The 25,760-nt window shown below is 56.3% G+C and carries 19 protein-coding genes and 1 pseudogene; 8 read left to right on the plus strand and 12 right to left on the minus strand.

Annotated features, from left to right (window positions below; all coding sequences use genetic code 11):
- Window positions 1-23 precede the first annotated feature (23 nt).
- Window positions 24-902: a phospholipase A gene (gene pldA / locus BG55_RS14405; RefSeq protein WP_034938864.1), complete on the minus strand. Its 879-nt coding sequence runs from the start codon at window positions 900-902 to the stop codon at window positions 24-26.
- Window positions 903-1,072: 170 nt separating this feature from the next.
- On the opposite strand from pldA, the gene BG55_RS14410 reads away from it, so the two are divergent.
- On the plus strand, window positions 1,073-1,546 hold the full coding sequence (locus tag BG55_RS14410) for a thioesterase family protein (RefSeq protein WP_200871626.1): 474 nt from the start codon (window positions 1,073-1,075) through the stop codon (window positions 1,544-1,546).
- Window positions 1,547-1,575: 29 nt separating this feature from the next.
- The gene (gene rarD / locus BG55_RS14415) at window positions 1,576-2,481 is read left to right on the plus strand and encodes an EamA family transporter RarD (protein WP_034938866.1); all 906 of its coding nucleotides are present in this window, start codon (window positions 1,576-1,578) and stop codon (window positions 2,479-2,481) included.
- Window positions 2,482-2,581: 100 nt separating this feature from the next.
- Here the strand turns inward: rarD and corA are convergent, their stop codons facing one another.
- Window positions 2,582-3,535, minus strand: a complete 954-nt coding sequence (gene corA, locus BG55_RS14420; RefSeq protein ID WP_034938915.1) for a magnesium/cobalt transporter CorA — start codon at window positions 3,533-3,535, stop codon at window positions 2,582-2,584.
- 274 nt (window positions 3,536-3,809) lie between these two features.
- Between corA and BG55_RS14425 the strand changes: the two genes are divergently transcribed.
- Window positions 3,810-4,283: a WbuC family cupin fold metalloprotein gene (locus tag BG55_RS14425; protein WP_034938869.1), complete on the plus strand. Its 474-nt coding sequence runs from the start codon at window positions 3,810-3,812 to the stop codon at window positions 4,281-4,283.
- Here the strand turns inward: BG55_RS14425 and BG55_RS21945 are convergent.
- From BG55_RS21945 to BG55_RS14470, 10 genes and pseudogenes are all read right to left on the minus strand, one after another.
- Window positions 4,284-4,559, minus strand: a pseudogene (locus BG55_RS21945) (type II toxin-antitoxin system RelE family toxin).
- Entirely contained in the window at window positions 4,556-4,807 is a 252-nt protein-coding gene (locus tag BG55_RS14430) for a type II toxin-antitoxin system Phd/YefM family antitoxin (protein ID WP_034938871.1), read from the minus strand. Before BG55_RS14430 ends, BG55_RS21945 begins: the two are co-directional and overlap by 4 nt.
- A gap of 124 nt (window positions 4,808-4,931) precedes the next feature.
- Window positions 4,932-7,094 (minus strand): DNA helicase II, encoded by a 2,163-nt coding sequence (gene uvrD, locus BG55_RS14435; RefSeq protein WP_034938874.1) that lies wholly within the window; start codon window positions 7,092-7,094, stop codon window positions 4,932-4,934.
- Window positions 7,095-7,151: 57 nt separating this feature from the next.
- Window positions 7,152-7,868, minus strand: coding sequence for a 5-amino-6-(5-phospho-D-ribitylamino)uracil phosphatase YigB (gene yigB, locus BG55_RS14440; protein WP_034938876.1), 717 nt, complete (start codon window positions 7,866-7,868; stop codon window positions 7,152-7,154).
- Entirely contained in the window at window positions 7,868-8,767 is a 900-nt protein-coding gene (gene xerC, locus BG55_RS14445) for a tyrosine recombinase XerC (protein ID WP_034938879.1), read from the minus strand. Before xerC ends, yigB begins: the two co-directional genes overlap by 1 nt.
- Window positions 8,764-9,468 (minus strand): DUF484 domain-containing protein, encoded by a 705-nt coding sequence (locus BG55_RS14450; protein ID WP_034938881.1) that lies wholly within the window; start codon window positions 9,466-9,468, stop codon window positions 8,764-8,766. Before BG55_RS14450 ends, xerC begins: the two co-directional genes overlap by 4 nt.
- Window positions 9,465-10,289, minus strand: a complete 825-nt coding sequence (dapF, locus tag BG55_RS14455) for a diaminopimelate epimerase (protein WP_034938918.1) — start codon at window positions 10,287-10,289, stop codon at window positions 9,465-9,467. Before dapF ends, BG55_RS14450 begins: the two co-directional genes overlap by 4 nt.
- A gap of 26 nt (window positions 10,290-10,315) precedes the next feature.
- Window positions 10,316-10,516, minus strand: coding sequence for an LPS translocon maturation chaperone LptM (lptM, locus tag BG55_RS14460; RefSeq protein ID WP_034938884.1), 201 nt, complete (start codon window positions 10,514-10,516; stop codon window positions 10,316-10,318).
- Between the two features lie 213 nt (window positions 10,517-10,729).
- A complete protein-coding gene (locus tag BG55_RS14465; RefSeq protein ID WP_034938886.1) occupies window positions 10,730-11,050 on the minus strand; it encodes a cupin domain-containing protein in 321 nt (106 codons plus the stop codon).
- Between the two features lie 195 nt (window positions 11,051-11,245).
- Entirely contained in the window at window positions 11,246-13,801 is a 2,556-nt protein-coding gene (locus tag BG55_RS14470; protein WP_034938889.1) for a class I adenylate cyclase, read from the minus strand.
- Window positions 13,802-14,085: 284 nt separating this feature from the next.
- Here BG55_RS14470 and hemC point away from each other — a divergent pair, with 284 nt between their 5' ends.
- The 5 genes from hemC to BG55_RS14500 all read left to right on the plus strand — a co-directional run.
- On the plus strand, window positions 14,086-15,027 hold the full coding sequence (hemC, locus tag BG55_RS14475) for a hydroxymethylbilane synthase (RefSeq protein ID WP_034938891.1): 942 nt from the start codon (window positions 14,086-14,088) through the stop codon (window positions 15,025-15,027).
- A complete protein-coding gene (hemD, locus tag BG55_RS14480; RefSeq protein ID WP_034938894.1) occupies window positions 15,024-15,764 on the plus strand; it encodes a uroporphyrinogen-III synthase in 741 nt (246 codons plus the stop codon). The genes hemC and hemD overlap by 4 nt, the downstream gene beginning before the upstream one ends.
- 23 nt (window positions 15,765-15,787) lie before the next feature.
- Complete coding sequence (hemX, locus tag BG55_RS14485) at window positions 15,788-16,918, plus strand: uroporphyrinogen-III C-methyltransferase (RefSeq protein ID WP_034938896.1); 1,131 nt, start codon at window positions 15,788-15,790, stop codon at window positions 16,916-16,918.
- 2 nt (window positions 16,919-16,920) lie between these two features.
- Window positions 16,921-18,111, plus strand: a complete 1,191-nt coding sequence (gene hemY, locus BG55_RS14490) for a protoheme IX biogenesis protein HemY (RefSeq protein WP_034938898.1) — start codon at window positions 16,921-16,923, stop codon at window positions 18,109-18,111.
- A gap of 1,060 nt (window positions 18,112-19,171) precedes the next feature.
- The coding region (locus tag BG55_RS14500; RefSeq protein WP_034938904.1) for a non-ribosomal peptide synthetase at window positions 19,172-25,760 on the plus strand (6,589 nt) is incomplete at its 3' end.

A 25,760-nucleotide genomic window follows, 5' to 3' on the forward strand; every position in this document is an offset into this window, starting at 1 on the left:
GAAATTCAGCCGCCAGAAAAGCATTAGAACAGGTCGTTCAACATCACACCAACCCCAATACGGGTCTGGCGGTGGTTGTAATCAATCAGTGATTCACCATAACCACTAAAGAGTTGCGTATAGAAGCGAACGTGTTCGCTCATTGGATAGCTCCAGCCCAGTTGGCCGCCGCCGTAACCGCTGTTCCAGTTGTAGTTACCTTGCAGGCTGAAGATGCTTTCACCCATCTGATAACCCACGGTCAGGCGATAATACCCCATGTACTTAGTGATATCAGGGTTGTCGTCATTATTTTCGCTTTCCGGGAGACGATACCAGGGTTTAGCTTCAACCAGCCAGTTACCGTTTTGCGCCATAAATCGGGCATAGACGCGGTTCCAGCTACGGGAAGTGGGTTCAGAGCGTCCGTTAGACTGGTGATTCAGACCCATCTCCACATCACGCAGCGTCCAGCCTGCAAAGCTGTAATCTGTTGCCCAGCCGAGAAAAATCTGTGGCTGATAGTCGGTTTCCCTGAAGGGAGAAGAGCCACCACGGTTGGAGAGCTGCCACCAGGAGTCCTGGGTATAGGAGGCGGCCAGCACAGAGTTATCGCCGAGGATGCCACGCCACAACGGAAACGCCAGGCTCAGCTTAAATTTAACTTCGTCATGCTTTGCTTTATCCGCCCAGTTATAGCTCTGTATGGCTTCTTTATTAATATTGCTGGTGTCGGTGTAAAGAATGTAGTTGCTTTCATAGGGATAAAGCACGAAAGGGTTGTCGTGTTTTTCCAGAAGATTAGCAATAATACTGCCGCGCACCGCAGGCTGGTCATGAACCTGAGTTACGGTGGCTTCTTGCGCCAGAACTAACGTGGGCAACAGGAGTGCTGCAACCAGCAATCCTTTCAGCATAGACATAGAATTCTCCGGGGAACTAATGGTGTTGTGTGTAAAAAGCACGCCATTTTACACACAAAAATGGAACGACATTAGCGATGTTTTTACTAAGTGGAAACCGCTACTCACAACGCTTAAAATAGCCTCTCGATTACACTTCGTTTCGCGTATTTCGCCGCAAAAGGAAACCCATGATCGCCAACGTGCCGCTGACCCAGGACGCTGTTCGCCACCTGGTTGGCGAGATTTTTGTTAATGACATGCCATTTAACCGTGCGCTCGGTTTGCAACTGGACAAACTCGATCCGGATTATGCCGAACTGAGCTTTGCCAGCCAGCCGCAGCTGATTGGTAATCTGGCACAGCAGATCCTGCACGGTGGCGTTATCGCGTCGGTGCTTGATGTGGCAGCCGGGCTGGTCTGTGTTAACAATGCCCTTTCTCGCCAGCCGGGGATGACTGAAGACGCACTGCGTCAGCGACTTTCGCGAATGGGCACCATCGATCTGCGCGTTGATTATCTGCGTCCCGGACGTGGGGAGCGTTTTATTGCCACCAGCAGCCTGCTGCGCGGTGGTAATAAAGTCGCCGTCGCCAGGGTTGAGCTGCACAATGATGCTGGTGTGTATATCGCCAGCGCGACGGCCACCTACCTGGTTGGCTGATTATTAACTGATTAAAGGAAAGACATTTCATGGATGCACAGCAAACCCGGCAGGGTGTGCTTTTTGCGCTGGGAGCCTACACAATCTGGGGTATCGCGCCTGCTTATTTCAAACTCATTCAACAGGTTAATGCCGATGAGATCATTACTCATCGGGTAATCTGGTCATTCTTTTTTATGCTGCTGCTGATAAGCTTCAGTCGCCACTGGAAACAGGTAAAGCTGACCTTACAACAGCCGAAAAAAGTGCTGCTGCTGGCGGTTTCTGCCACGGTAGTCGGCTGTAACTGGCTGATTTTCATCTGGGCAGTCAATAATCATCATATGCTGGAAGCCAGCCTGGGCTACTTTATCAATCCGCTGTTTAATGTGGTGGTCGGCATGGTCTTTCTCGGCGAGCGTTTTCGCCGGTTACAGTGGCTGGCCGTGCTGCTGGCAACCTTTGGTGTGCTGGTCCAGCTGTGGAAGTTTGGTTCAGTACCGATTATCGCCCTGGCGCTGGCGGTCACCTTCTCTTTTTATGGTCTGCTGCGCAAAAAGATTGGCGTGGATGCCAAATCCGGGATGCTGATTGAAACCAGCTGGCTGTTACCCGCAGCGGCAATTTACCTGTTTGGCATTGCCGACAGCAGTACCAGTCACCTGAGCCATAATCCCCTGTCACTCAACCTGTTACTGGTAGCGGCTGGAATCGTGACCACCATCCCGCTGATGTTTTTTACCGCCGCCTGTGCCCGGCTGCGGCTGTCAACCGTGGGCTTCTTCCAGTATCTCGGCCCGACGCTGATGTTTCTGCTCGCCGTGGTGTTTTACGGTGAGCAAATGACGGCAGATAAGGCCATGACCTTCAGTTTCATCTGGCTGGCGCTGGCGCTGTTTATCTTTGATGCACTCTGGACGATGCGCCGCAGAGAACCGCGGCTGGTAAGAAGCTAAGGGTTGTTGTCTGGTGCAGAAAATGGCGTTGAGGACAGAGCGCGGGCAGTCAAACTGAATCAGGCGGTTGTAGCATTGCTGCTACAACCGTTCTGTCTGATTACAGCCAGTTTTTACGTTTGAAATAAGCATAAGGTGCCAGACCCGCAAGGATCATCAGGCCGATAGCTCCCGGATAGCCAAAACTCCATTTCAGCTCCGGCATAAATTCAAAGTTCATCCCGTAGCTGGACGCCACCAGGGTAGGCGGCAGGAACACCACTGAAACTACCGAGAAGATTTTGATAATGCGGTTTTGCTCGATGTTGATAAATCCCATCGCCGCCTGCATCAGGAAGTTTACTTTCTGAAACAGCGATTCGTTATGCGGTAACAGGGATTCAATATCGCGCAGGATTTCCCGCGCCTGTTCCAGCTGATTAGCCGGCAGGCGAGCCTTGCGCACCAGGAAGTTCAACGCCCGCTGGGTATCCATCAGACACAGACGCACTTTCCAGCCGATATCTTCCAGTTCCGCCAGCGTCGATAATGCAGCATCAAATTCATCTCCCTGCTGCCCCTCCATAATCACCCGGCTGAGTTTTTCCAGATCGCTGTAAATGTTTTCGATTTCATCGGCCAGCTGTTCAATTTTGGTTTCGAACAGATCCAGCAGCAGCTCCCAGGCATTTCCGTCAATCAGCGTCTGATTACGGGCGCGCATACGGTACAGGCGGAAGGCGGGTAATTCCCGCTCTCGCAGGGTATAAAGGCGTCCCTCGCGGATGGTGAAGGCCACCGTAGAGTTACCTGCGTGATCTTCCGCATCTTCGTAGAAGAAAAATGAGTGGATATGTAAACCGTCTTCGTCTTCGAAAAAGCGGGCAGAGGCCTCAATATCCTCCAGTTCAGGACGGGTGGCCAGACTCTGACCCAGTTCAGTCTGGACGCGCTCTCGCTCGGAATCGACTGGCTCGATCAGATCGACCCAGACTGAACTGCTCAGTTCATCAACGGGTTCTTCCAGCTCAAGGCGAGTCAGACGGCTGTGATCAAGTTTAAATGCGCTCAGCATGGCTTTACTCCCAAATGCAATATCATGGGACTGACGCCTGAACACGAGGAGCTTCGGTCGATCTGACTCTGAGCGACGCGATGGAGGTCGCCAACAACCACGAAGGCTATCGGCAGAAGAGGATAGCCTTAGGAGTTGTACCTGTTGTACAGGTCAGTGAGCCAGTATCTACTGGGTGTGTCCAAGGCGAATGTCCTCTTAGGGTAATGGTGCGCGCATGTTACGCTGTGCCGAAAATGGCGTCAATAATAACCCCGGTATAATAAGGAGTAGAATGAAACAGATTTCCCGTTGCGACATAAAGAGCATGAGTGAGCAGGCCGCCAGCGTGCCCCGTCTGCGCGCCCACCGCACCCTGCATGAAGAGCTTAGCGATCCGGTTCAGCGCCTGGCGATTGCCATGGAGCCCGGCACCTATATCCGGCCACACCGTCATCCGCAGACCTGGGAGCTGTTAACGCCGCTGAAAGGACGCTTCGTGGTATTGCAGTTTAACGATGCGGGCGAGGTTACCGATCGGACGATACTGGGCGAAGATATTTTGTTACAGGAAATGCCCGCATTCACCTGGCACGCGGTGCTTTCTCTGGATGAAGGTGGGGTGATTTTTGAAGTAAAACACGGCCCTTATCAGGCGCTGACCGAAGATGACTGTATGCACTGGGCACCGCCGGAAGGTGGCGAAGGGACTGCTGAAGTCATGGCCTGGTATGCCAGCGCACAGCCGGGCGACCGCTTCCAGAAATAATTATCTTAATCTTTCACTCGCCAGGTTATAGACGCCGCTGCGCTCACGTTTGCCAACGGCTACCACGGCAATAATTAAAGCGTCGTTTATAACCTGATATACCAGTCGAAAACCCGAGGAGCGAAGTTTTATTATGTTGCAGTCCTTTATACCCCTAAGTTTTGCTGAAGGGATATGCGGGTTTTCACAGCATTTTTTTAACTTTCTGACGAACTGCTGCTAAATGGCTTTTTCCAGTTTGTGCCGCTCTTTCAGCGCATCTTCCCTGTAGATCATAGATAACTGTCCAGGTCCACATCAATAAGCGGTTGATTGCTGCGCTCGCTGACCAGTCTGGTCAGCTCCTGTTCATCAAGAGTATCCAACATCTTTTCGTAAAGCTCTGCCGGAACACAATAAAATGCTGGCTGGTTGCGATTCAGTATCGCTACCGGAAAACCCTGGCCGGCACCCACTGTCGCCATCAGATTTTTTTTCAGATCGCTGACACTGGCGCTGATATCACTCAAAATTTTGTCAGGCATGTGATACTCATAAAGACCGTTTAACAGGTCTTCATGTTAGCCATTTAGTGACCAGTTAACACGTCTCCCTGCGTTGTCATTCACCGTCAGACTTAATGTCCGGACACGCCAAAACGACGTTAATTCAGACCGTTTCCAGCTTCGCATAGGCGGCCACCAGCCATTTAATTCCCTGTCCCTGGAAAGCAACCTGTAAACGACTGTGTTCCCCGCTGCCCTCCAGATTGACGATGGTGCCTTCGCCAAATTTCGCATGACGCACCCGCTGCCCCAGAGAAAAACCACTGTCGTTACGGGCAACTGGCGTGCCCATACGCTGGTGGCTGGCCGGTCGGCTGACGCTGGCCCGCAAACGGACCTCCTCAACGCATTCTTCAGGCAGTTCGCCGACAAAGCGCGAAGGCCGGTGATAGACCTCTTTGCCATATAAACGGCGGGTTTCCGCATAGGTCAGAGTGAGTTTCTGCATGGCGCGTGTCACACCGACATAGGCCAGGCGACGCTCCTCTTCCAGCCTGCCGCCTTCCTCCAGCGACATCTGGCTGGGGAACATCCCCTCTTCCATGCCGACGATAAACACCTGCATAAACTCCAGGCCTTTCGCAGAGTGCAGAGTCATAAGCTGCACCGCGTCCTGCCACTTATCAGCCTGACCTTCCCCCGCTTCCAGTGCGGCATGCGACAGAAAAGCCTGCAACGGCATTAAATCTTCATCCTCGTCCTGATAGCTGTACTGCCGCGTGGCGTTGACCAGTTCCTCAAGGTTTTCAATGCGCGCCTGACCTTTTTCACCTTTTTCCTGCTCATACATCAGCCACAAACCGGAGTCTTTGATTACCCTGTCGGTCTGGACATGCAGCGGCAGTTCGCTGGTTTCCTGAGCTAACGAATCCACCAGTTCGGTAAAACGTTGCAGCGCCGAGGCGGCGCGCCCGGCCAGCGCTTTTTCCTGAAGCAGCGCGCGGGCCGTTTGCCACAAGGTCAACTGACGCTCACGGGCCGTCTGGCGCACCACATCCAGCGTCCGGTCACCAATGCCCCGCGCCGGTGTATTCACCACGCGCTCGAAAGCTGCATCGTCATTACGGTTAGCAATCAGCCGCAGATAGGCCAGTGCGTCTTTAATTTCCTGACGCTCGAAGAAGCGCATACCGCCGTAGATGCGGTAAGGCAGGCTGGTCTGCAACAATGCCTCCTCCAGCACGCGCGACTGGGCGTTACTGCGGTAAAGGATGGCGCAGTCCTTCAGCGCACCGCCGTTTTCCATCCACACTTTGATGCGGTTGACCACAAAGCGGGCTTCGTCCAGCTCGTTAAAAGCGCAGTAAATGGCGATCGGCTCACCGTCACTGCCATCGGTCCACAGCTCTTTCCCCAGCCGTCCATTATTATTGGCAATCAATGCGTTAGCTGCTTTAAGAATATTACTGGTCGATCGGTAGTTTTGTTCGAGGCGAATGGTCTGTGCGCCGCTGAAGTCGTTAAGAAAGCGCTGGATATTTTCTACCTGCGCCCCACGCCAGCCGTAAATCGACTGGTCATCATCGCCAACGATCATCACTTTTCCCGACTCTCCCGCCAGCAGACGTATCCAGGCGTACTGAATGCTGTTGGTATCCTGGAATTCGTCCACCAGAATATTGCCGAAACGTTCGCGGTAATGATTGAGGATGTGAGGTTTGTTCAGCCACAGTTCATGAGCGCGCAGCAGCAGCTCCGCAAAATCCACCAGCCCGGCGCGATCGCAGGCTTCCTGATAGGCCTGATAAATGCGCAGCCAGGTCTGTTCAACCGGATTGCCGTAACTCTCAATATGTTTCGGGCGCAGACCTTCGTCTTTTTTGCCCCCGATGTACCACATCGCCTGGCGGGCCGGCCACTGTTTATCATCCAGATTCATCGCTTTAATCAGGCGCTTCAGTAAACGCATCTGATCTTCACTGTCGAGGATCTGAAAATCCTGCGGCAGCCCCGCATCAAGATGATGCGCCCGCAGCAAACGATGGGCCAGACCGTGGAAAGTACCAATCCACATGCCGCCCTGGCTGGTGCCAATCAGCTCCCCGATACGGTGACGCATTTCAGCAGCGGCTTTGTTGGTAAAGGTGACTGCCATGATTGAATAGGGCGAGCAGTTCTCAACGGCCAGCAGCCAGGCAATCCTGTGCACCAGTACGCGGGTTTTGCCACTGCCTGCTCCTGCTAACACCAGCAGGTTGCTTCGCGGTGCGGCAACGGCATCGCGCTGTTTGTCATTCAGGCTGTCGAGCAGGTCAGAAACGTCCATAAGCACCGTCAGTAAATAGGGAGTGATCGCGACTCAACTGGATATTTAACCAGTATATTATATCAGCGCAGTCAGCGATGCCAACTGCGAAATTTCCAGCGTGGGCAACAGGCGACTGTCAGCAATATGCAGCAGATTCCCTTCACGCAGATTGATCCAACAGGCCTGCATACCGCAACGAACCGAGCCTGCCACATCTGTAGTCAGGTCATCACCGATATGCAGGATATTTTCCAGCGGCAGGTTTAACCGCTCTGCCGCCAGTTGGTACATATCATCAAAAGGCTTGGCGCGGCCATCCGGCCCTGCCCGCAGAATGAACTGGAAGTATTTGTCCAGACCGAACAGGTGAGGTTCAGCATTACCATTGGTAATCGCCACCAGTGGGATGCGTTGTGCCAGGGCACTCAAGGTGCGGTGTGTCTCCTCCGGCACCTCAATTTTACTGCGCCAGCTGGCGAAATGGGCCATCACCTCCTGTGAGCCTTTTTCCGCTTCACGCTGACTGAGGCCAACATTCAGCATGGCCAGTTCGACCGCGCGACGACGCCATTCACTGACATCGTGGTAAATATCCGGCTCCTGCTGGCGCAAATCGTCACGCAGTTGCTGATACTGCTCCACGCTGAAGGTGCTCAGGGCTGGATGCCAGGCTTGCAGGAAAGCATGGGATTGCTCGGTGGTACGGCGGATAACCGGCGCGTTGTCGTATAAGGTGTCATCCAGATCGAAGGTCATGGCTGAAACAGGTCGTAACGGGCGGTAAAAGTGCATCAGGATTTTCCTCGTTTCGCACGGGGATGAGCGGCATCGTAAACCGACGCCAGGTGTTGGAAGTCCAGATGCGTGTAGATTTGCGTGGTGCTGAGATTGGCATGGCCCAACAGCTCCTGTACCGCTCGCAGATCGCCACTGGACTCCAGCATATGCGTGGCAAAAGAGTGCCGTAGCTTGTGGGGATGAATATGGCTGGAGACGCCCTGCCGGACGCCCCATTCCGCAAAGCGCTTCTGCACATTGCGCAACGAGATGCGTTTTCCCGTTTTCGACAGAAACACCGCCTGATCCTGCGGGGCAAACAGATCACGCATTTCCAGCCAGTGCTCCATCCACAGTACGGCGGTACGGCCAATGGGCAGACGACGCTCTTTACTGCCTTTGCCGACCACCCAGACTTCACCAGAGTCCAGATCAAGATGGCCGGTATCAATGCCGACCAGCTCAGAAAGACGTAAACCGGCACCGTACATAATCTCCAGCATCGCCCGGTCACGCACCGCCAGCGGGTCGTTGATATCGATATCCAGCAGGCGATTCACCTCATCCACATCAATATTTTTCGGCAGGTGACGTGGCGCACGCGGGCTGGCGATGCCTCTGGCGGGATTTGCCTTCAGCCAGCCCTGGCTGATTTGCCAGTCGAGAAAACTGCGTAAGGCAGAGAGCCGCAATGCCAGACTGGCAGGTTTCAACCCGGCACGACGACTGCGCGCCGCCAGAGAGCGAACCTGAGCCGCATCAAGCTTGTCCCAACTGCTGAGTTTACTCTCTTCCAGCAGGACAATGCAGGCAGCCAGCTGACGCTGGTAATTGATTTGCGTTAACGGGCTGAGCTGCCGCTCCACTTTCAGATAACGCAGAAAGCCCTCTACGGCTGACGCCAGCGGTGTCATGCCCGTTCCACCCAGCGCAACAGCAGCTCCGGCAGCATCTGTGAGAGATGCTGGAGCAACACCGTTCCCATTCCCGACTGATAATGCTGATTGTCGCGACTGCTGAAGATCAACACGCCCAAATCCCCCTGTTCACCCATCAGCGACATGGCAACGGAACCAATCGCCTTCGCCTGAGGCAGTAACAGCAACAGTTCGGGGCCATTCAGGCTGCCCAGGTAGTGACGTTTTTCACCCAGACGCTGAATACGCAGCGGCTCAAAGGCCTGACGCGGCAACGCCAGTTGGGTGAAATCGGATGGCGCGCCAATGCGCCATTTTTCGCTGAACAACCGTACGTTTGCACCAGCCAGCCCCAGCTCACGTGCCCAGCGATGCAGACGATTGAGCATGTCATGCAGGCTGGAAGCTGAAGCCAGGCGGGACTGTAACGACAGCAGACGGTCAAACAGCTGCTGATTGGCGCTGGCCTGCTCCATCAGCAGTGTAATTTCTTCTTCCAACTGCGCGATATGGTTGCGTTGACGGGCTAACTGCCACTCCACAAGGGAAACCGTGCCGCGAATCGGGTGCGGAACCAGCATTTGCTCAACCTGGCGGGCATTACGAATAAAAAAGTCCGGATTTTGCAGCAGGTAGTCACTGACTGCACGATCGTTCAGCAGCTCGCTGAGCGCCTGTTGTTCTCCGACATTTTTCATAGATGAATAAATCCGTCATAAACGTGAGTGGCAGGCCCGGTCATGTACAGCGGCTGGCCGGGACCTTTCCAGGCGATATTCAGGCTGCCGCCGGGCAGATCCACACGGACTTTCTCCGCCAGCAGCGTCTGCTGGATCCCCACGGCCACGGCCGCACAGGCACCGCTGCCACAGGCTTGCGTCTCACCTGCACCGCGCTCGAAAACCCGCAAACGGATATGTTCACGGCTGACCACTTCCATGAAACCCACATTGACCCGCTCAGGAAAACGTTCGTGGCTTTCCAGTACCGGGCCAAGCGTTTCAACCTGCGCAGTTTTCACACTGTCTACCTGAAGTACACAGTGCGGATTGCCCATTGAAACCACGCCACACATTATCGTCTGCTCGGCGGCGCGCATCAGATAGAGGGTTTCCGCTTTGTTAGCGCGAAAAGGCACCTGTTGCGGTTCAAAATTGGGCTCCCCCATATTGACGCATACCAGCTCATCCGGCGTGACGCTGAGTACCATGCGCCCCGTCTGGGTGCTGACGCGGATATCGCTTTTGTTGGTCAGCCCTTTCAGACGCACAAAGCGGGCGAAACAGCGCGCGCCATTACCACACTGCGCAACTTCGCTGCCATCAGCATTAAAAATGCGGTAATGAAAATCGAGGTCGGGATCGTAGGGAGGTTCCACAATCAGCAACTGATCGAAGCCGATCCCCAGATGACGATCCGACAGACGACGGATCAGCTCAGGGGAAAAATAGACATTCTGCGTCACGGCATCAACGACCATAAAGTCATTACCCAGACCGTGCATTTTGGAAAACTGCATTTTTGGCTCCGGTGGCTGCATCATCGTTACTGAGCCGCTTGTTGATCCGAACCTGTGGCGGTGACCGTTGACTGCTGTTGCCCTTTGCTGGTTGTCGGTTTGCTGGCAGCAGGCGTCTGTTTCTGAGGTTGCTCCGGCGGCGGGAAATATAACGGCCCTTTCAGTCCACATCCTGCCAGGCTGCTCACAGCCAGCACCAGCGCCATCCGGCAAATCATTTTGTTCATGCTCATTCTGCTCGTTATTGATGCCCGTATGGTTGACTATCATCGCAGGTGAAGTGTTAAAAGCAACAGGAAAAGGCGATCGATTTACGAAGAAAGAAATACCCTGCGCTGATGGCCCGCAGCGTTTCAGGAAAGCCTCGTTTGCATCGCACCGCCTCGCCTGACTGCATTGTTCAGTAGAGGCGGTTTCACCCTGGCAGTGTTCAGACGGGCTTAAAGAAGGTCATGACGATGCGGGGTGAACATATCCACCAGCACACCACTTTCCAGACAAACACAACCGTGCACAATGCCCGGCTTGTTATAGACCGTATCCCCGGCCCGAACCTGATACTGCTCGTCGCCGACGGTGAAAATAAAAGTGCCGCTGCGAACATAAGTCAGTTGTTCATGCGGATGGGAATGCTTCGGGCCGATAGCCCCCTGCTCGAACCTCACCTCGACACACATCATCTTGCCGCCGTGGGCCAGCACACGCCGGCTTACCCCTTCACCCACTCGCTTTACCGGGGAATCTTTATGAAAAAAGAACATGCATGCTCCCTGTCAGACTGGACTCAACCCCATTATTCTGGTCAGCACAGCACGGTTTGCCATCATGGCGCGGAGGAAATGTGACTGGCGTCAACGCTGTTTGCAAAAAAATGCGACGCCATCTGGCAGCGTTAAGGCGGTCTTTATACGCCGGTGAAGCAGAGCCAGAAAGGAGGAGCGCTAATGCTGTCGCGGTCAATGCATCTGGAAGCGCTGATCGTAATTCGCGCCGGGATCGTTATCTGACAGGGGGGTGCGGAGTTGCGCCAGCGTCTGACTGCGGAAAGGAATCACCTGGAAACGTCCATCCGTCTGCACAATCTGGTAGAACTGGGGCAGATTAAAGTTGATAAAGCTGGAGCCGTAGGTAAAACGATCGTGTGAAGAAGAGTAAAAACGGCTGACATCACGCACCAGCTCTTCTTTGCTTCCTTCACAATGGTGGTAAACCTCCACCCGATTGCTTTCATCAAGTATGTAGATATTAAAGCCGTGGTCGTCCTGCGTATCCTCAAAGAAAAACTGGATGATCCCTTCGCTGGCGTGACCATTAACCACCACGGGCAACTTCGCGTGGTCGGTTTCCACCTTGATTGATAATCCGTGCAGCTTGTTATTTGAGATTGCGCCATAGAATTCGACCGCATTTTCCAGCTTTTGCACTGAGACACTGAGCCGCTCAAAGAACAGTCCCCAGGTCTGGCCCGCCACGCGTACCGCTTTAAACCGGCCTGGCTCCTGGCGGGTGCTGGAGAGACGTAGCTCAATGCATTCTGACACCAGCTGCTGCACGCGGGTACGGATCAGACCACGCAGATGCTGGCTGTAGCAAAACACCTCAACCGCATCTGGCGGCGCTGCATCCTGATGCATTTTGCCGAGAATGGTTTTCAGCCCTTCGATCATTGCCTGCTCAGCGCTGAAATGCAGAGTACGCACTTCATTCCACGAATTGCGATAGAGCAGATCGATACTGCCGATCAGGCACTGCTGCTGCTGCCCGAAGCTGAAAACATCCAGCTTGCGGAAGTCAAAATGCACCACCTGATTGCGAAAGGCCGCCGTAGGATCGTGTTCCAGATTGACGATAATCGCCAGGTGACGGATTTCACAGGGGCTGTAGAGTGCTTTTGCCGATGGCGCCGGAATGCGCAGCGGAAAATGGTGCGACACGTCTGCCACCAGCTCCTGCAAACGCGCCAGATCGCACAGCTCATTACCTTTAATATGCAGACGGGTTTTGCTGGTCAACAAGCCGTTAAACCACGCCCAGGCCACCAGTTTGTTGAGATAGCGATTATATTCCAGCGGTTGATGGCTGATAATTGACTGCATATCCGGCGACTGATTATACAAATACCAACCTGCACGATTAGCACGACCATGCGGCACATGAATAAAGGTCAGATGCGGTTCAGAAAGATCGGGCGAAATCTGCGGGTTAAATAGCGTAACCTTACCCGGCAGCGCTTCGAAAACAGCATAAAGTTTACGGGTCAACACCCCGATATCCTGCGGGCTGGCGCTGCCGCTGAGATTGTTACGGCGGGCAAAGCGGATCAGGTTGCGATAACTCTGCATCATCGCATCGAGCAGTTCATTGTGTGCTTCGCGGACACGCTCAATTTTCCAGTCAGCGCGACTGTCGAGAATGGCGATACGCTCCGCGCTCCAGCCCCACTCACTTACCAGCTGACCGAGGATCTCACGACGCCAGCCGGATTCGCCACTCTGCTCTGACAATTTCTCACACACTTTCAGATAGAAACAGCGCCGGACGAGATCGAGGCGGGCAAAATCATCAATGCTGGTAAGATACCGCGTCACCCTTTCCAGCATCATGCAATAGGGATCAAGACCATAGCAGACAATTTCGCCATCATGCAGACGCTGTTTGATATCCATTGCCAGCAACCGTGTTGACGGGTATTCCCATGAGTAGGCTTCCAGCAACAGCGTTTTCAGCACGGCCTTGTAGGGCGAGTCAATACTCTTGTACAGCTGCCACAGGCTGGCACCGAAATACTCTTCGGCAGAGAGCGTATCCAGACCGCCGAGATCCAGCCACTCGTTCGGCGTCAGCACCCCTTTCTGATACAGCGACATCACATAGTCGTCGTAGTGCTCTTCTTCCTCGTCAGGCACCATATTCCACAGGATGCGCTTGCCCGCCAGGCGAACGGCAGTACGGTAGAACTCATCCAGCAACAGTATATGCTGGGTCGAACCGCAATCTTCGCCGCCGAGGCTGCCGCTTTCATTGTGACGGAAGCGATTTTCATCAATCAGAAAGAAGCTGACTTCAACCCCCATCGCTGCACACCATTTCTGTAACAGCGTACATTTCTGTTGCAGACAGAGGCGTTCTTCGTTATCCAGCCATGACTGATGGCAGACCCAGATATCCAGGTCTGATATGCTGTTTTGCCCGACAGAGGAGGTGCTGCCCATAGAGTAGACGCCGGTTATTGGCATTTCACTCTGTGGAGGAAGGATGGGAGTCGACGCCGATTTGCTTTCCAAATCATCAAGCCAGGCCGTCTGGTTTTCATCAGGCGTGTAAAAGCTGATGCCATGTGGAACGTTACCCTCAAGGTAACCCGGCATCAGCGGATGATGATAATGCAATAAGGTTGGCAGCAGACTGTAAACCTGTTGAAACGCAGGTCCCATGGCAGCAAGAGCGCGATCGACACGCAGTTGGTTGATGGCATCCAGTCTCTGTTTCAGTGTCTCTATATAGAGGTACAAGACGTCTCGCCTGATTGTCCCAGTGCTTACAAAAACCGTGTTTCCCGAATCCACCGCTTGGTTTAGAAGTAGTCGTGCAGATTAATGCCGGAAACGTGATCAATCTAACATCTGGCAGATTGACCGTAAAGAAAGTTGCGTTACCACAGTTTAGCACGTTTTGAAATCAACCTGATGGGTCAGAGCGGCAATCCCTCTCTTTAAGCCGGTCCTGCCTGTGGAAACTGACAGCCTTCACCTGTCGATGTTAGGATAATGATTGAACGATAAAAACGGTAACAAGCATGTTAGACAAAATCTTAAGAATTGCCACCAGGCAAAGCCCGCTTGCATTATGGCAGGCACATTATGTTCAACAACGTCTGATGGCCTGTCATCCGGGGCTTCGGGTGGAACTGGTGCCGATGATCACCAAAGGTGATGTCATCCTTGATACCCCTCTGGCAAAAGTGGGCGGCAAGGGTTTGTTTGTTAAGGAACTTGAACAGGCGCTGCTGTCCGATCGCGCCGATATTGCCGTGCATTCGATGAAGGATGTGCCGATTGCCTTTCCTGAAGGACTGGGGCTGGTAACAATCTGTGAACGTGAAGACCCGCTTGATGCCTTCGTTTCCAACCATTACGACTCTGTCGATGCCCTGCCACAGGGTGCCGTCGTCGGCACCTCCAGCCTGCGTCGCCAGTGCCAACTCAGCGCACGACGTCCCGACCTGATTATTCGCTCTCTGCGTGGCAACGTGGGCACCCGGCTCTCTAAACTCGACGCGGGTGACTACGACGCGATCATTCTGGCCGTCGCCGGGTTGAAACGTCTGGGATTGTCCGAACGTGTTCGTCATGCCATGCCCGCTGAAGAATCATTGCCCGCAGTAGGCCAGGGCGCGGTGGGAATCGAATGCCGTCTTAATGACAGTCCGACTATCGCCCTGCTTGCGGCACTGAACGATGACGATACCGCAGTACGGGTGAAAGCCGAACGGGCGATGAACACCCGCCTTGAAGGCGGCTGCCAGGTGCCAATCGGCAGCTTCGCCGTGCTTCAGGATAATCAGCTGTGGCTGCGCGGGCTTATCGGCTCGCCGGATGGCAAAGCGATGATCTGTGGTGAACGCCGTGGCCCACGTGAAGATGCCGAGAAGATGGGCATTTCACTGGCAGAGGAGTTACTTGATAACGGTGGCCGCGAAATTCTGGCCGAAGTCTATCAGGGGAACCCTCCGGAATGAGCATCCTCGTAACCCGCCCCGCTCCGGCTGCTGAACAACTGGTGGATCGATTACGCCTGGCGGGAAAGGTTGCCTGGTCAATGCCACTGATAGAATTTACGCCAGGACGCGGGCTGGAAAATTTAGCCGCTCAGCTCAACGCGCTGCAAAAGGATGACCTGGTGTTCATCGTCTCGCAGCAGGCCATCCACTATGCGCAACCCGCTCTGGCAAAGACCGGGACGATATGGCCCGTTAACCTGAACTATTATGCTATAGGGCGCGCAACCGGACTGGCCTTTCACACCGCCAGCGGGCGGGAGGTCGTCTGGCCTGAGGAACGTGAAACCAGCGAAGTACTGATACAATTACCCGCATTGCAAAAGGTTGCCGGTAAGCGGGCGCTAATTCTGCGTGGTAATGGTGGACGTGAACTTCTGGCGGAAACCTTGCAACAGCGCGGGGCTGATGTACAGTTTGTTGAATGCTATCAACGTAGTGCAAAGCATTATGATGGCGCAACGGAAGGACGCCGCTGGCGGGACCGGGGCATTACCACCCTGGTGGTAACCAGCGGGGAAATGCTGGAACAGCTCTTTTTGTTGTTCCCCAATATTGATCGTGAGGAATGGCTTCTTCATTGCCGGGTGATTGTCGTCAGTGAACGTCTGGCCACCCGCGCCAGGGAACGGGGCTGGAGTGATATCAGGGTGGCCGATGGGGCCGATAACGACGCTTTGCTGCGGGCGTTACAATAAACTTAAATATGGGATATGCCACAATGACGGAACAAAAAGATTCCTCTGCCATGGTTGATGAGACTGCCTCAACGGGAGAGATCTCATCGCCAGCGCCAAAGCCTCAGCGCCAGTCGCGCAATACTGCGACAGCACTGGCCGTTCTGGCTATTGCCATCGCACTGGCTTCAGGCGTTGGACTTTATATTAACGGTAAGCATCAGACAGAACAGCTGGCTGCGGCAAATCAGACGCTGGCTAATCAACTTTCCGAACTTCAGCAGCAATCGGCCAGCAGCAGACAGACTCTGCAACAACAGCTGACCACGCAAACCGGCGCATTAGACACCGCCCGTCAGCAGCAGGCCGCGATGAGCCAGCAGCTTGACCAGTTAAAAGAAAAGGTTGCCACCATTTCCGGTAACGATGCCCATACCTGGATGCTGGCGCAGGCCGATTATCTGGTGAAACTGGCTGGACGTAAGCTGTGGAGCGACCAGGATGTAACCACGGCGGCCGCCCTGTTGAAAAGTGCTGACAACAGCCTGGCAGAGATGAACGACCCGAGCCTGATAGAGGTACGTCGGGCGCTGACCAATGACATCAGCTCACTCTCAGCCATCAGTCAGGTCGATTATGACGGCGTTATTCTCAAGCTGAATCAGTTATCTAATGGCGTGGATAACCTGCGCCTGGCGGACAGTGACAACAGCGACTCTCCAATGGATTCTGACAGCGGGGAGCTCTCTTCATCCCTGCGCGAATGGCGACAGAATCTGGTTAAAAGCTGGCACAACTTTATGGATGACTTTATTACCATCCGTCGCCGCGACACCACGGCCGAGCCGCTGTTGGCACCGAATCAGGAAATCTACCTGCGTGAAAATATCCGCTCAAGGCTGCTGGTTGCTGCCCAGGCGGTTCCGCGTCATCAGGATGAGATCTACAAACAGTCTATCGATACCGTGTCCGCCTGGGTCCGGGCATGGTTTGATACGCACGATCCGGCCACCAAAGCTTATCTCAGCCAGCTTGACGAGCTGAGCCAGCAAAGCATCTCGATGGACGTGCCTGATGCGCTGCAAAGCCAGCCAATGCTGGATAAACTGATGCAAACGCGCGTGCGCAACCTGCTGGCCCAGCCTGGTGCCGGACAACAGCAGCAGGGAGAATAAGCATGCTTAAGGTCCTGATACTCTTTTTATTACTGATGGCTGGGATAGTGCTGGGTCCGATACTGGCCGGTCATCAGGGCTATGTCCTGATCCAGACCAGTAACTGGAATATTGAAACCAGCGTCACCGGGCTTGCCATTATTCTGATCCTCGCCCTGCTGGTCATCCTGCTGATTGAGTGGGTGTTGCGCCGTTTGTTCCGCACCGGTGCCCGGACACGCGGCTGGTTTCTGGGCAGAAAACGCAATCGCGCCCGCAAGCAGACCAACGCTGCATTGATGAAACTGGCCGAGGGCGATCATCGTCAGGTTGAAAAACTGCTGTCAAAAAATGCCGATCACGCCGAACAGCCGGTGGTTAACTACCTGCTGGCAAGTGAAGCTGCCCAGCAACGCGGGGATGAGATTCGCGCCAATCAGCACCTGGAAAGAGCGGCTGAGCTGGCGGGTGACGATCAGCTACCGGTTGAGATTACCCGTGTACGCATTCAACTGGCCCGCAATGAAGACCATGCGGCCCGACACGGCATTGATCGCCTGTTGGAAATTGCGCCGCGCCACCCTGAAGTTCTGCGGTTGGCCGAACAGGCTTATGTGCGCACCGGCGCATGGAGTTCCCTGCTGGATATCCTGCCGGCGATGAATAAGGTGCAGATCTTTGATGAGGCTCACCGAGCGACGCTGCAACAGGAAGCCTGGCTGGGCCTGATGAACCAGGCTATGGCCGAACAGGGGAGTGAGGGGCTGAAGCGCTGGTGGCAAAATCAGAGCCGCAAAACCCGCCATGACACAGCGTTGCAGGTTGCCATGGCAGACCATCTTATTGTCTGTGACGATCACGAAACGGCGCAGGAAATTATCCTTGCTGGTCTGAAGCGCAATTATGACGATCGTCTGGTCCTGCTGATGCCACGCCTGAAAACCGGTAATCCGGAACAGCTGGAGAAAGCGCTGAATCAGCAAATCAAACAGCACGGTGCCACGCCGCTACTTTACAGCACGCTGGGGCAATTGCTGATGAAACACGGCGAATGGCAGCGGGCCAGCGAGGCCTTCAGGGAAGCGCTGAAGCAGCGTCCTGATGCTTTTGACTACGCCTGGCTGGCAGATTCGCTGGATCGTCAGCAAAAGCCAGAGGAAGCCGCAGAAATGCGCCGTGACGGACTGTTACTGACGCTGAAAAATAATCCCTGAATTCAGTTCATGGTCATCATCAGCCGGGTTAAATGCCCGGCTTTTTATTGCCTGAAGCTACCGTGGCGGCAAAAAAAAACCTGCCAGTCCGGCAGGTATAAAGTTCAGGTCGGTAAGACAATTTGACTGATACCTGACTCAACGTAGTGCCCTTTACCATTAAGATCTCGCGACGATAGTGGTGGCTGGACAACAGGTATCGTAAACGGCTCTGCATCATTCCCAGGTTTATGAAGCTTGCGCAAACATAAGAGGTGGAATGAGCATCTACAAAGTTGTTATTGCATTAACTGTGCCACCAGAAAATAAACCCATAGAAATAAATATAATCAATTGATTAATATGATTTTATTTAAATCAGCCCGCGCACTATCCGTGGGCGGCAATGTTTTCTGTTGTCAGACGGGGACGCGATCTGTCGCAGTATGGCGACAGGCTACAGACAGACAATTAAAAACCTTTAAAATCATTATATTAACTGTCTCCCAAATGAGACAGGGTGTCTCTTAACGGCTTTCTGTCAGTCAGACTGACAATCGCCGTCAACATGAAAAGGCAGGCATTTCCTGTTCTCAGCCTCTCTCAATACCCCCACTTCTCTCTTTTGCCAGCCGCCGCCGAACCTGCCGAACTCTCCCCGGAGCATGATGCTCATTACCTTCCGTACCCTTTTTTGGGTATTCAATGCACCGTTATTTGTAAAGAAAAAATTAAGTAATTTTAAAAAAATGGTAATTTTTCTTATATATTCACCGCCTATTTATCGCAAGAATAAGCCACAAACGCGGATTCAAGCGGAGTGGCAGGCTATAAAACTCCGCTTTTTCTTATAAATAGATATGGAGAAACTGGATGTTGCCTTACCTGTTTACCCCCTGGCACCATATTTTATCCTGCATAACGACTCTCTTCCCGCCCCTTCTGTCTGTCAGCCAGAAAAATACAACCTGCCGGTAAAACGGCTCACCGTTACCTGATGCAGACGCAACGCTGTCGGGCAGGTTGTTTTGCCCGCGCAGCAGTAAATATCGCAAACAAAAAATAAGGTCATAACATCAAGATGAATGCGAACACCCCGGTTTTACCTTCTTCCAGTAACCATCAGCCGCACATGACAGCCTCCACCCTGGCTCAGGAAGAGATCTTCCTGATTGAGGAAACTCATCAGCAGGCGAATTGCTGGCTTTCCTTCTCACTGGATATCAACGGGCGACTGGACGTCGATAAACTTGTCCAGGCGCTGGAACATCTGCATCAACAGGTTCCTCAGTTGCAAACGCGTCTGCATTGTGAGGATGGTCGCTTATGGCAACGGCGTGCTGCTACGGACCCGCTGATACCTGAACAGACTGATTTACGTCATCTTCAGGCACCTGAAGAAGAACGCCTGCATCAGCTGACGCAAAACCCGCCGGAGGGTAAATCTACCGATGGCGCGCTGAGTTATTTCAGGCTTTTCCGGCTTGGCAACCAGCGTTATTGTCTGGTCGCCTGGCTGCATCACAGTCTTACCGACGTACGCTCATGGATGGTGCTGAAATCCCTGCTGGCCGAGAGCTATAACGCGCTGGTCAACGGTTCAACCCCGCCGACATTTCCGTGGCTGGACACCGCTGTGCTACCGCAGGAGGAGCAGACCTGGCTCACTTCCCCAGCCAGCAAAGAGGATGCTCAGTTCTGGCAGCGCTATGTCAGCAGGCTGCCCTCTGCGGCGATGACGCAACGTGTCATCGGTGGAGAGAGAAAAGCGCTCAATGTGCGACATCGCCAGACTCTGGCGGCAGAAAAACGCGCACGTCTGAGCGCGTCAGCCAGCCAGCAGCAGGTGAAAGAGCCGGTTATCTGGCTCAGCGCCGTCGCACTGCTGATGCGCCACCTTACCGGCCAGGAAACAATCAGCCTCAGCCTGCCGGTAAAAGGCACACAAAACACCGAACAAACGGGCATGACCTCCAATGTTATTCCGCTTATTCTCACGCTCCCCGCGCAGGCTGACTTAACACAAATTCTGGCCCTGGTGAGGGAAGAACTGCACCGGGTGCTACCTCGCCAGCGCTATCGTGCGCAGGCGATCCAGCGCCTCGCCGGTCTGAGTGCCGGACAGGGATTTGGCCCGCATGTAAACATTATGCTGTTCGACCACGGGACACCTTTTCAGGATTGCCAGACGCAGGCACACTTCGGACGCCATATCCCCAGCAGCGATATGCACTTTACCTTCTGGGCCGATTCGCAGCAGGGTGAAATGGAAATCCTGCTGGATGACGCCGCTGAAGGGCACAACGCCGCGCAGCTTGCGGCAATCGCCAGCCAGTTGGATTTTTTCCTGCAACAGCTGGCGGAGGCGCGGGACAGGACACTGGCCCAACTTGATGAGGTGGCCGATGAGTATGCCGATCCCAGACTGGCGCAAAGTTTTTATGCCCTGCGTCGCCGCCCGGCCTGCGCAGGCGTAATGCGCTGGGACCGGCCCGTCGATCGGCTAGTCAGGCAGTTTTATGCTCACCAGTGGCCTGCCACGACCAACAGCCCACTACCGGCCTGTAAAATTTGGCTGGATAACACCTTCATCAGCTTCAGTAAAATGTCTCCGTTGACTGGCGTGGCGAAGGCCGAACCGGGTAGCGTGCTGAATGCAGACCAGCACGGCTGGCAGATTGCCGTTGCCGATGGCGCGGTGCAGCTTAGCGGATTTTCCGCTGTTGACGGCTCCCCCTGCTGCCCGCTTGCCCTGGCCCAGTCAGCCGACATCAGGCCAGGTTCGGTATTGAAAATCATTAACGATGAGCAGGCCTGGCAACTGACCGGGGCATGGGAAGAGGCGGCCACACACCAGCGCTGGTGGAACGAGCACCTGAAACCCTGTGACAGCGGCTGGTTATCCGCAGCCCTGCCTGAGCAATCGTCTGTTACGCCACGCTGGCAAACTACCGCCTGGTCTGTCACGCCTGTCAAGCCCGGAGGCGCACTGACTGCGCTGCTGAGCGCCTGGCTGATTTATCTTGCCCGCGACACCCGCCTGCCATCGCCGCAGATCGGCATAAGAATAAGTTCTGTAGCGCATCACCATCCCAGCGGGCTGTTCGCCGGGAAGGTTCCCTTTGCCGTCCCCATCGATCTCTCACGCTCGTTCAGCCATATTGAGCAGGCGGTGAGTGAACAATTCCAGGCTCTTCTTGCCCATCTGCCCTGCCCGGCGGAGTGGCTGCACGTCCCTGGTGGAACCTCTCACGCCTTCACACTGAGCATTGTTGACGACGGGGATGCAGCAGATAATGACAGCTCGCCGGGTCACCTGCTGACGCTGCAATACCACCGCCAGCGCAATGCTGTACGCTGGCGCTACAACGCCACTCTTCTTGCTGAGGAAGAAGCAGAACAGCTGACCGATCGCCTGTACACGCTGCTTAATGCGGCAATGCGCACTGAAAACGTCGCCATGCCCGCGGCCACCTTGCCGATACTCACCACCGCTGACCGTCAGCGGCTGGACGCCTGGTATGCACCGGCGAGCACGCCGCTGTCGGCGTCTCGTCTGACACAAATGTTTGAAGCTCAGGTACAGCAGTGCCCCGGCAACGTGGCGCTGGTCAGCGGTGAACAACAACTGACCTACGCCGAACTTAACCAGCGTGCCAACCGGCTGGCCCACTGCCTGCTGGCGCGCGGCGTTTCGCCGGAAGATCGCATCGCCTTCTGCATGAAACGGGGAACAGAAATGGTCGTCGCCATGCTCGGTATCCTTAAGGCGGGCGCGGCGTATGTGGCGCTTGACCCTGCCTGGCCCGGCGAACGCCTGCACTATATCCTGCAGGACGCAGCACCGGTCTGTCTGCTGACCGATACGCTGGGAAGTCAGACCATGACGCCCTCTTCCGTAACCATGCTGTCACTTGACGCGATGGCGCTGTCCGATTACTCCGTTGAAGATCCGCAGCCTGATAATCCGGCGCTGACGCCGCAAAGCCTGGCGTACATTATCTATACCTCCGGCTCGACGGGGCAGCCGAAGGGCGTGATGATCACCCATGAAAATATGGTGAACTTTCTGTGCTGGAGTCAGAACGCGTTCAGCCAGGCCGAGATGCTGCGCACCTGGAGCGCCACCTCGCTCAACTTTGATCTGTCGGTCTATGAGTGCTTTGCGCCACTGATACGCGGTGCGGCGGTACACATCGGTGAAAATGCGCTGGCACTTGATAAAGACAGCGATATCACCCTGTTGAATACCGTGCCTTCCGCTGTGCAGACGCTGCTGAACAACCGCCAGTTCCCCGAAGCCCTGACCAGCCTGAACCTGGCAGGCGAAGCCCTGAGCATCAGCCTGATCGGACGTATTTTTGCTGAAACGCAGGTTCAGCGGTTGTGTAATCTGTATGGCCCGTCGGAAACCACCACCTACTCCACCTGGCACCGCTACACGCGCGACGGAGCAATCAGCGAAACCATTGGCCGCCCTTTGGCGAATACCCGTATTTACCTGCTGGATGATGCGATGCAGCCCGTACCGCCCGCCTCGGTGGGTGAGATCTGGATTGGCGGCGCGGGGGTGGCCCGTGGCTACTTCAACCGCCCCGAACTCACCGCAGAGCGCTTCCTGCCAGACCCCTTCAGCACCCTGCCCGGTGCCCGCATCTACCGCACCGGCGACCTCGCACGCTATCACCACGACGGCTCTCTCATTTACCTCGGGCGTAACGACGACCAGGTCAAAATACGCGGCTTCCGCATCGAGCCCGGCGAAATCGCCGCACGCATCGCCGAACACCCCGACGTGCGCGACGCCGCCGTCACCGCACAGCACCTTCACGGCGCGGAACCCAGACTCGTCGCTTACCTCGTGCCACGCGACCCCGACCTCCGGCCCGAACCCGCCGCACTGCGCGACTTCCTCGCCGCACGGCTCCCCGACTACATGCTCCCCGCCGCCTGGCTCACCCTCGACGCACTGCCGCTCACCCCCAACGGCAAGCTCGACCGCCGCGCACTCCCGCAGCCTGACGACGACGCCTTCGCCCGCGCCGCATTCGAAGCCCCGCAGGGCGACGCCGAACGCCACCTCGCCGAACTCTGGCGCGAACTCCTCGGCGTTGAGCGCATCGGACGACGTGATAACTTCTTCGCCCTCGGCGGACACTCACTCCTCGCCGTCCAGCTCAGCGGACGCCTGCGCCAGCACGCCGGCCGCCTGCTCTCCGTGCAGCAGATTTTCGCCCGTCCCTGCCTCGCCGGGATGGCCGCCGCCGCCGACATCGCCCCACGCGAGGCACTGCCCGACTTTGTCGCCGCCGACCGCGACCGGCCGCTGCCCCTCTCCTCCGCACAGCAGCGACTCTGGTTCCTCCGCCAGCTTGAGCAGGACCCGGCCACCTACAACATGCCCGCCGCCCTCATCCTCCACGGCGAAACTGACTACCACGCACTGCAACGCGCCCTGCGCGACCTCTTCATCCGCCACGAGGCATGGCGCATGACCTTCAGCGAGCACGACGGCCAGCCCGTTGCCCGCCTGCTGCCACCGGACGCACCGCTCGCCTTCCCGCTGCACGACCTGCGCGACCGGCCCGACCCCCACGCCGAGCTGCTGCACCTCTGCGAAGAGGAGGCGCACCGCCCCTTCTCCCTGACCCGTGGCCCGCTGGTCCGCGCTCGCCTGCTCCGCCTGCCCGACCAGCGCGCCTGCCTGCTGGTCACCCAGCACCATATCGTCTCCGACGGCTGGTCGGTCGGCGTCATGTGGCGCGAGCTCAGCGCCTGCTACAACGCCCGACGCGCCGGACGCCAGCCCGACCTGCCGCCCCTGACGGTACAGTTCCCCGACTGCGCCGCCTGGCAGCAGCGCGCGCTCACCCCGCAGCGCCTTGCCCGTCAGGCCGACTACTGGTATCAGCAGCTCCACGGCGCTGACCCCCTCATCCCCCTGCCCACTGACCGGCCGAGGCCCGAGCGCCAGTCCTTCGACGGGGCCTCCGCGCCCGTCAACTTCGGCCCGGCGCTCAGCGACGCGCTCCGCCGCTTCAGCCGGCAACACGGCGTCACCCCCTATATGACCGTCCTCGCCGCCTGGTCCGTGGTCCTTGGCCGCCTCGCCGGACGCGATGACCTGGTGATTGGCACCCCGGTCGCCGGGCGCGACCACCCCGCGCTGGAGCCGCTGATTGGCTTCCTCGTCAACACCCTCGCCCTGCGCATCCGGCCGCAGCACCATGACACCGTCGCCGGCCTGCTCGCGCAGGTCCGACGGCAGGTGCTCGACGGCCAGGCCCATCAGCACCTGCCGTTTGAACAGGTGGTTGAACGCCTCAACCCGCCGCGACGGCTGGCCCACGCCCCGCTGTTCCAGACGCTGCTCGCCTGGCAGACCGCCCCCGTCAGCCCCGACTTTGACGGCCTGCGCGTCAGCCCCGGCCCCGACGCGTATGCCCGCATCAAGTTTGACCTGGAGCTGTCGCTGGTCGACGACGACGACGGTATCCGCGGCGCGCTGCGCTACGCCACCGCCCTGTTCGACCCCGCCACCGCCGCCCGTCACGTCGGCTATCTGCTGAACGTGCTGCGCGACATGCTGGCGGAGCCGCAGCGCCCGCTGGCGCAGCTGACCCTGCTGAGCGAGGAGGAGCGCCGTCATCTGCTGCTGGGCAGCAACGCCACCCCGGCCGACCCCGGCAGCCGGTGCCTGCACCAGCAGCTGGAGCGCCACGCCGCCACCTGTCCTGACGCCGTGGCCCTCGCCTGGCACGACGGCACCCTTACCTACGGCGAGCTCAACGCCCGCGCCAACCGCCTCGCACACCGCCTGCGGGATCTCGGCCTGCAACCCGACGACCTCGTCGCCCTCTGCGCCGACCGCAGCCCGGCAATGATCGCCGCCATCTTCGCCGTACTTAAAGCCGGGGCCGCATGGCTACCGCTCGATCCGGATTACCCTGGCGAACGTCTGGCGTATATCCTCGACGACGCCGGCCCCCGCCTGCTGCTGGCCGACGCCGCCGGACGCAAAGCCCTCGGCGACGTGGCGCTGCACAGCCTGGCGCTGGAGGAGGCCAGCGAAGATCGCCGCTGGCCGGACTATAATCCGCGCACCGCCGTGGCACCCGGACACCTCGCCTACGTTATCTACACCTCCGGCTCCACCGGACGGCCTAAAGGCGTGATGGTCGAGCACCGCCAGCTGACACACCTGTGCTTTGCCCAGCAGGAGATGCTGGCCGTTAAACCCTACAGCCGGGTACTTCAGTTTGCCTCCATCAGCTTCGATGCCAGCGTATTTGAACTGGCAATGGCCTTCAGTCAGGGGGCCAGGCTGACGCTGGTTGGCGATGAAAGACGGGATGCCAGACGGCTGATGGATTTTATTCAGCAACAGGGGATCACCCATGCCACGCTGCCTCCGGCGCTGTTCAGGGGAATTGATCCCGCTCCGCTGGCGTTTGCAGAGTGCCTGGTGTTTGCCGGAGAAGCGCCGGATGCCACACTGCTCAATGCACTTGCACCGCACACCCGTGTGCTTAACGCCTATGGTCCGACGGAGGCGGCAGTCTGCGCCACTGCCTGGGTGGCAGACCGGCCTTGCGAAGAAGGGTATATTCCCGTCGGACAGCCGGTGACCAACGGCTGCATCTGGCTGCTGGATGAAAATCAGCAGCCAG

Source organism: Erwinia mallotivora, assembly GCF_000590885.1.
In the GTDB taxonomy this organism is placed as follows: Bacteria; Pseudomonadota; Gammaproteobacteria; order Enterobacterales; family Enterobacteriaceae; genus Erwinia; species Erwinia mallotivora.

What these genes read in the sequence shown, in the direction of transcription:
- pldA (WP_034938864.1), bottom strand. Translation starts at nt 902, where the DNA reads ATGTCTATGCTGAAAGGATTGCTGGTTGCAGCACTCCTGTTGCCCACG.
- BG55_RS14410 (WP_200871626.1), top strand. Translation starts at nt 1,073, where the DNA reads ATGATCGCCAACGTGCCGCTGACCCAGGACGCTGTTCGCCACCTGGTT.
- rarD (WP_034938866.1), top strand. Translation starts at nt 1,576, where the DNA reads ATGGATGCACAGCAAACCCGGCAGGGTGTGCTTTTTGCGCTGGGAGCC.
- corA (WP_034938915.1), bottom strand. Translation starts at nt 3,535, where the DNA reads ATGCTGAGCGCATTTAAACTTGATCACAGCCGTCTGACTCGCCTTGAG.
- BG55_RS14425 (WP_034938869.1), top strand. Translation starts at nt 3,810, where the DNA reads ATGAAACAGATTTCCCGTTGCGACATAAAGAGCATGAGTGAGCAGGCC.
- BG55_RS14430 (WP_034938871.1), bottom strand. Translation starts at nt 4,807, where the DNA reads ATGCCTGACAAAATTTTGAGTGATATCAGCGCCAGTGTCAGCGATCTG.
- uvrD (WP_034938874.1), bottom strand. Translation starts at nt 7,094, where the DNA reads ATGGACGTTTCTGACCTGCTCGACAGCCTGAATGACAAACAGCGCGAT.
- yigB (WP_034938876.1), bottom strand. Translation starts at nt 7,868, where the DNA reads ATGCACTTTTACCGCCCGTTACGACCTGTTTCAGCCATGACCTTCGAT.
- xerC (WP_034938879.1), bottom strand. Translation starts at nt 8,767, where the DNA reads ATGACACCGCTGGCGTCAGCCGTAGAGGGCTTTCTGCGTTATCTGAAA.
- BG55_RS14450 (WP_034938881.1), bottom strand. Translation starts at nt 9,468, where the DNA reads ATGAAAAATGTCGGAGAACAACAGGCGCTCAGCGAGCTGCTGAACGAT.
- dapF (WP_034938918.1), bottom strand. Translation starts at nt 10,289, where the DNA reads ATGCAGTTTTCCAAAATGCACGGTCTGGGTAATGACTTTATGGTCGTT.
- lptM (WP_034938884.1), bottom strand. Translation starts at nt 10,516, where the DNA reads ATGAACAAAATGATTTGCCGGATGGCGCTGGTGCTGGCTGTGAGCAGC.
- BG55_RS14465 (WP_034938886.1), bottom strand. Translation starts at nt 11,050, where the DNA reads ATGTTCTTTTTTCATAAAGATTCCCCGGTAAAGCGAGTGGGTGAAGGG.
- hemC (WP_034938891.1), top strand. Translation starts at nt 14,086, where the DNA reads ATGTTAGACAAAATCTTAAGAATTGCCACCAGGCAAAGCCCGCTTGCA.
- hemD (WP_034938894.1), top strand. Translation starts at nt 15,024, where the DNA reads ATGAGCATCCTCGTAACCCGCCCCGCTCCGGCTGCTGAACAACTGGTG.
- hemX (WP_034938896.1), top strand. Translation starts at nt 15,788, where the DNA reads ATGACGGAACAAAAAGATTCCTCTGCCATGGTTGATGAGACTGCCTCA.
- hemY (WP_034938898.1), top strand. Translation starts at nt 16,921, where the DNA reads ATGCTTAAGGTCCTGATACTCTTTTTATTACTGATGGCTGGGATAGTG.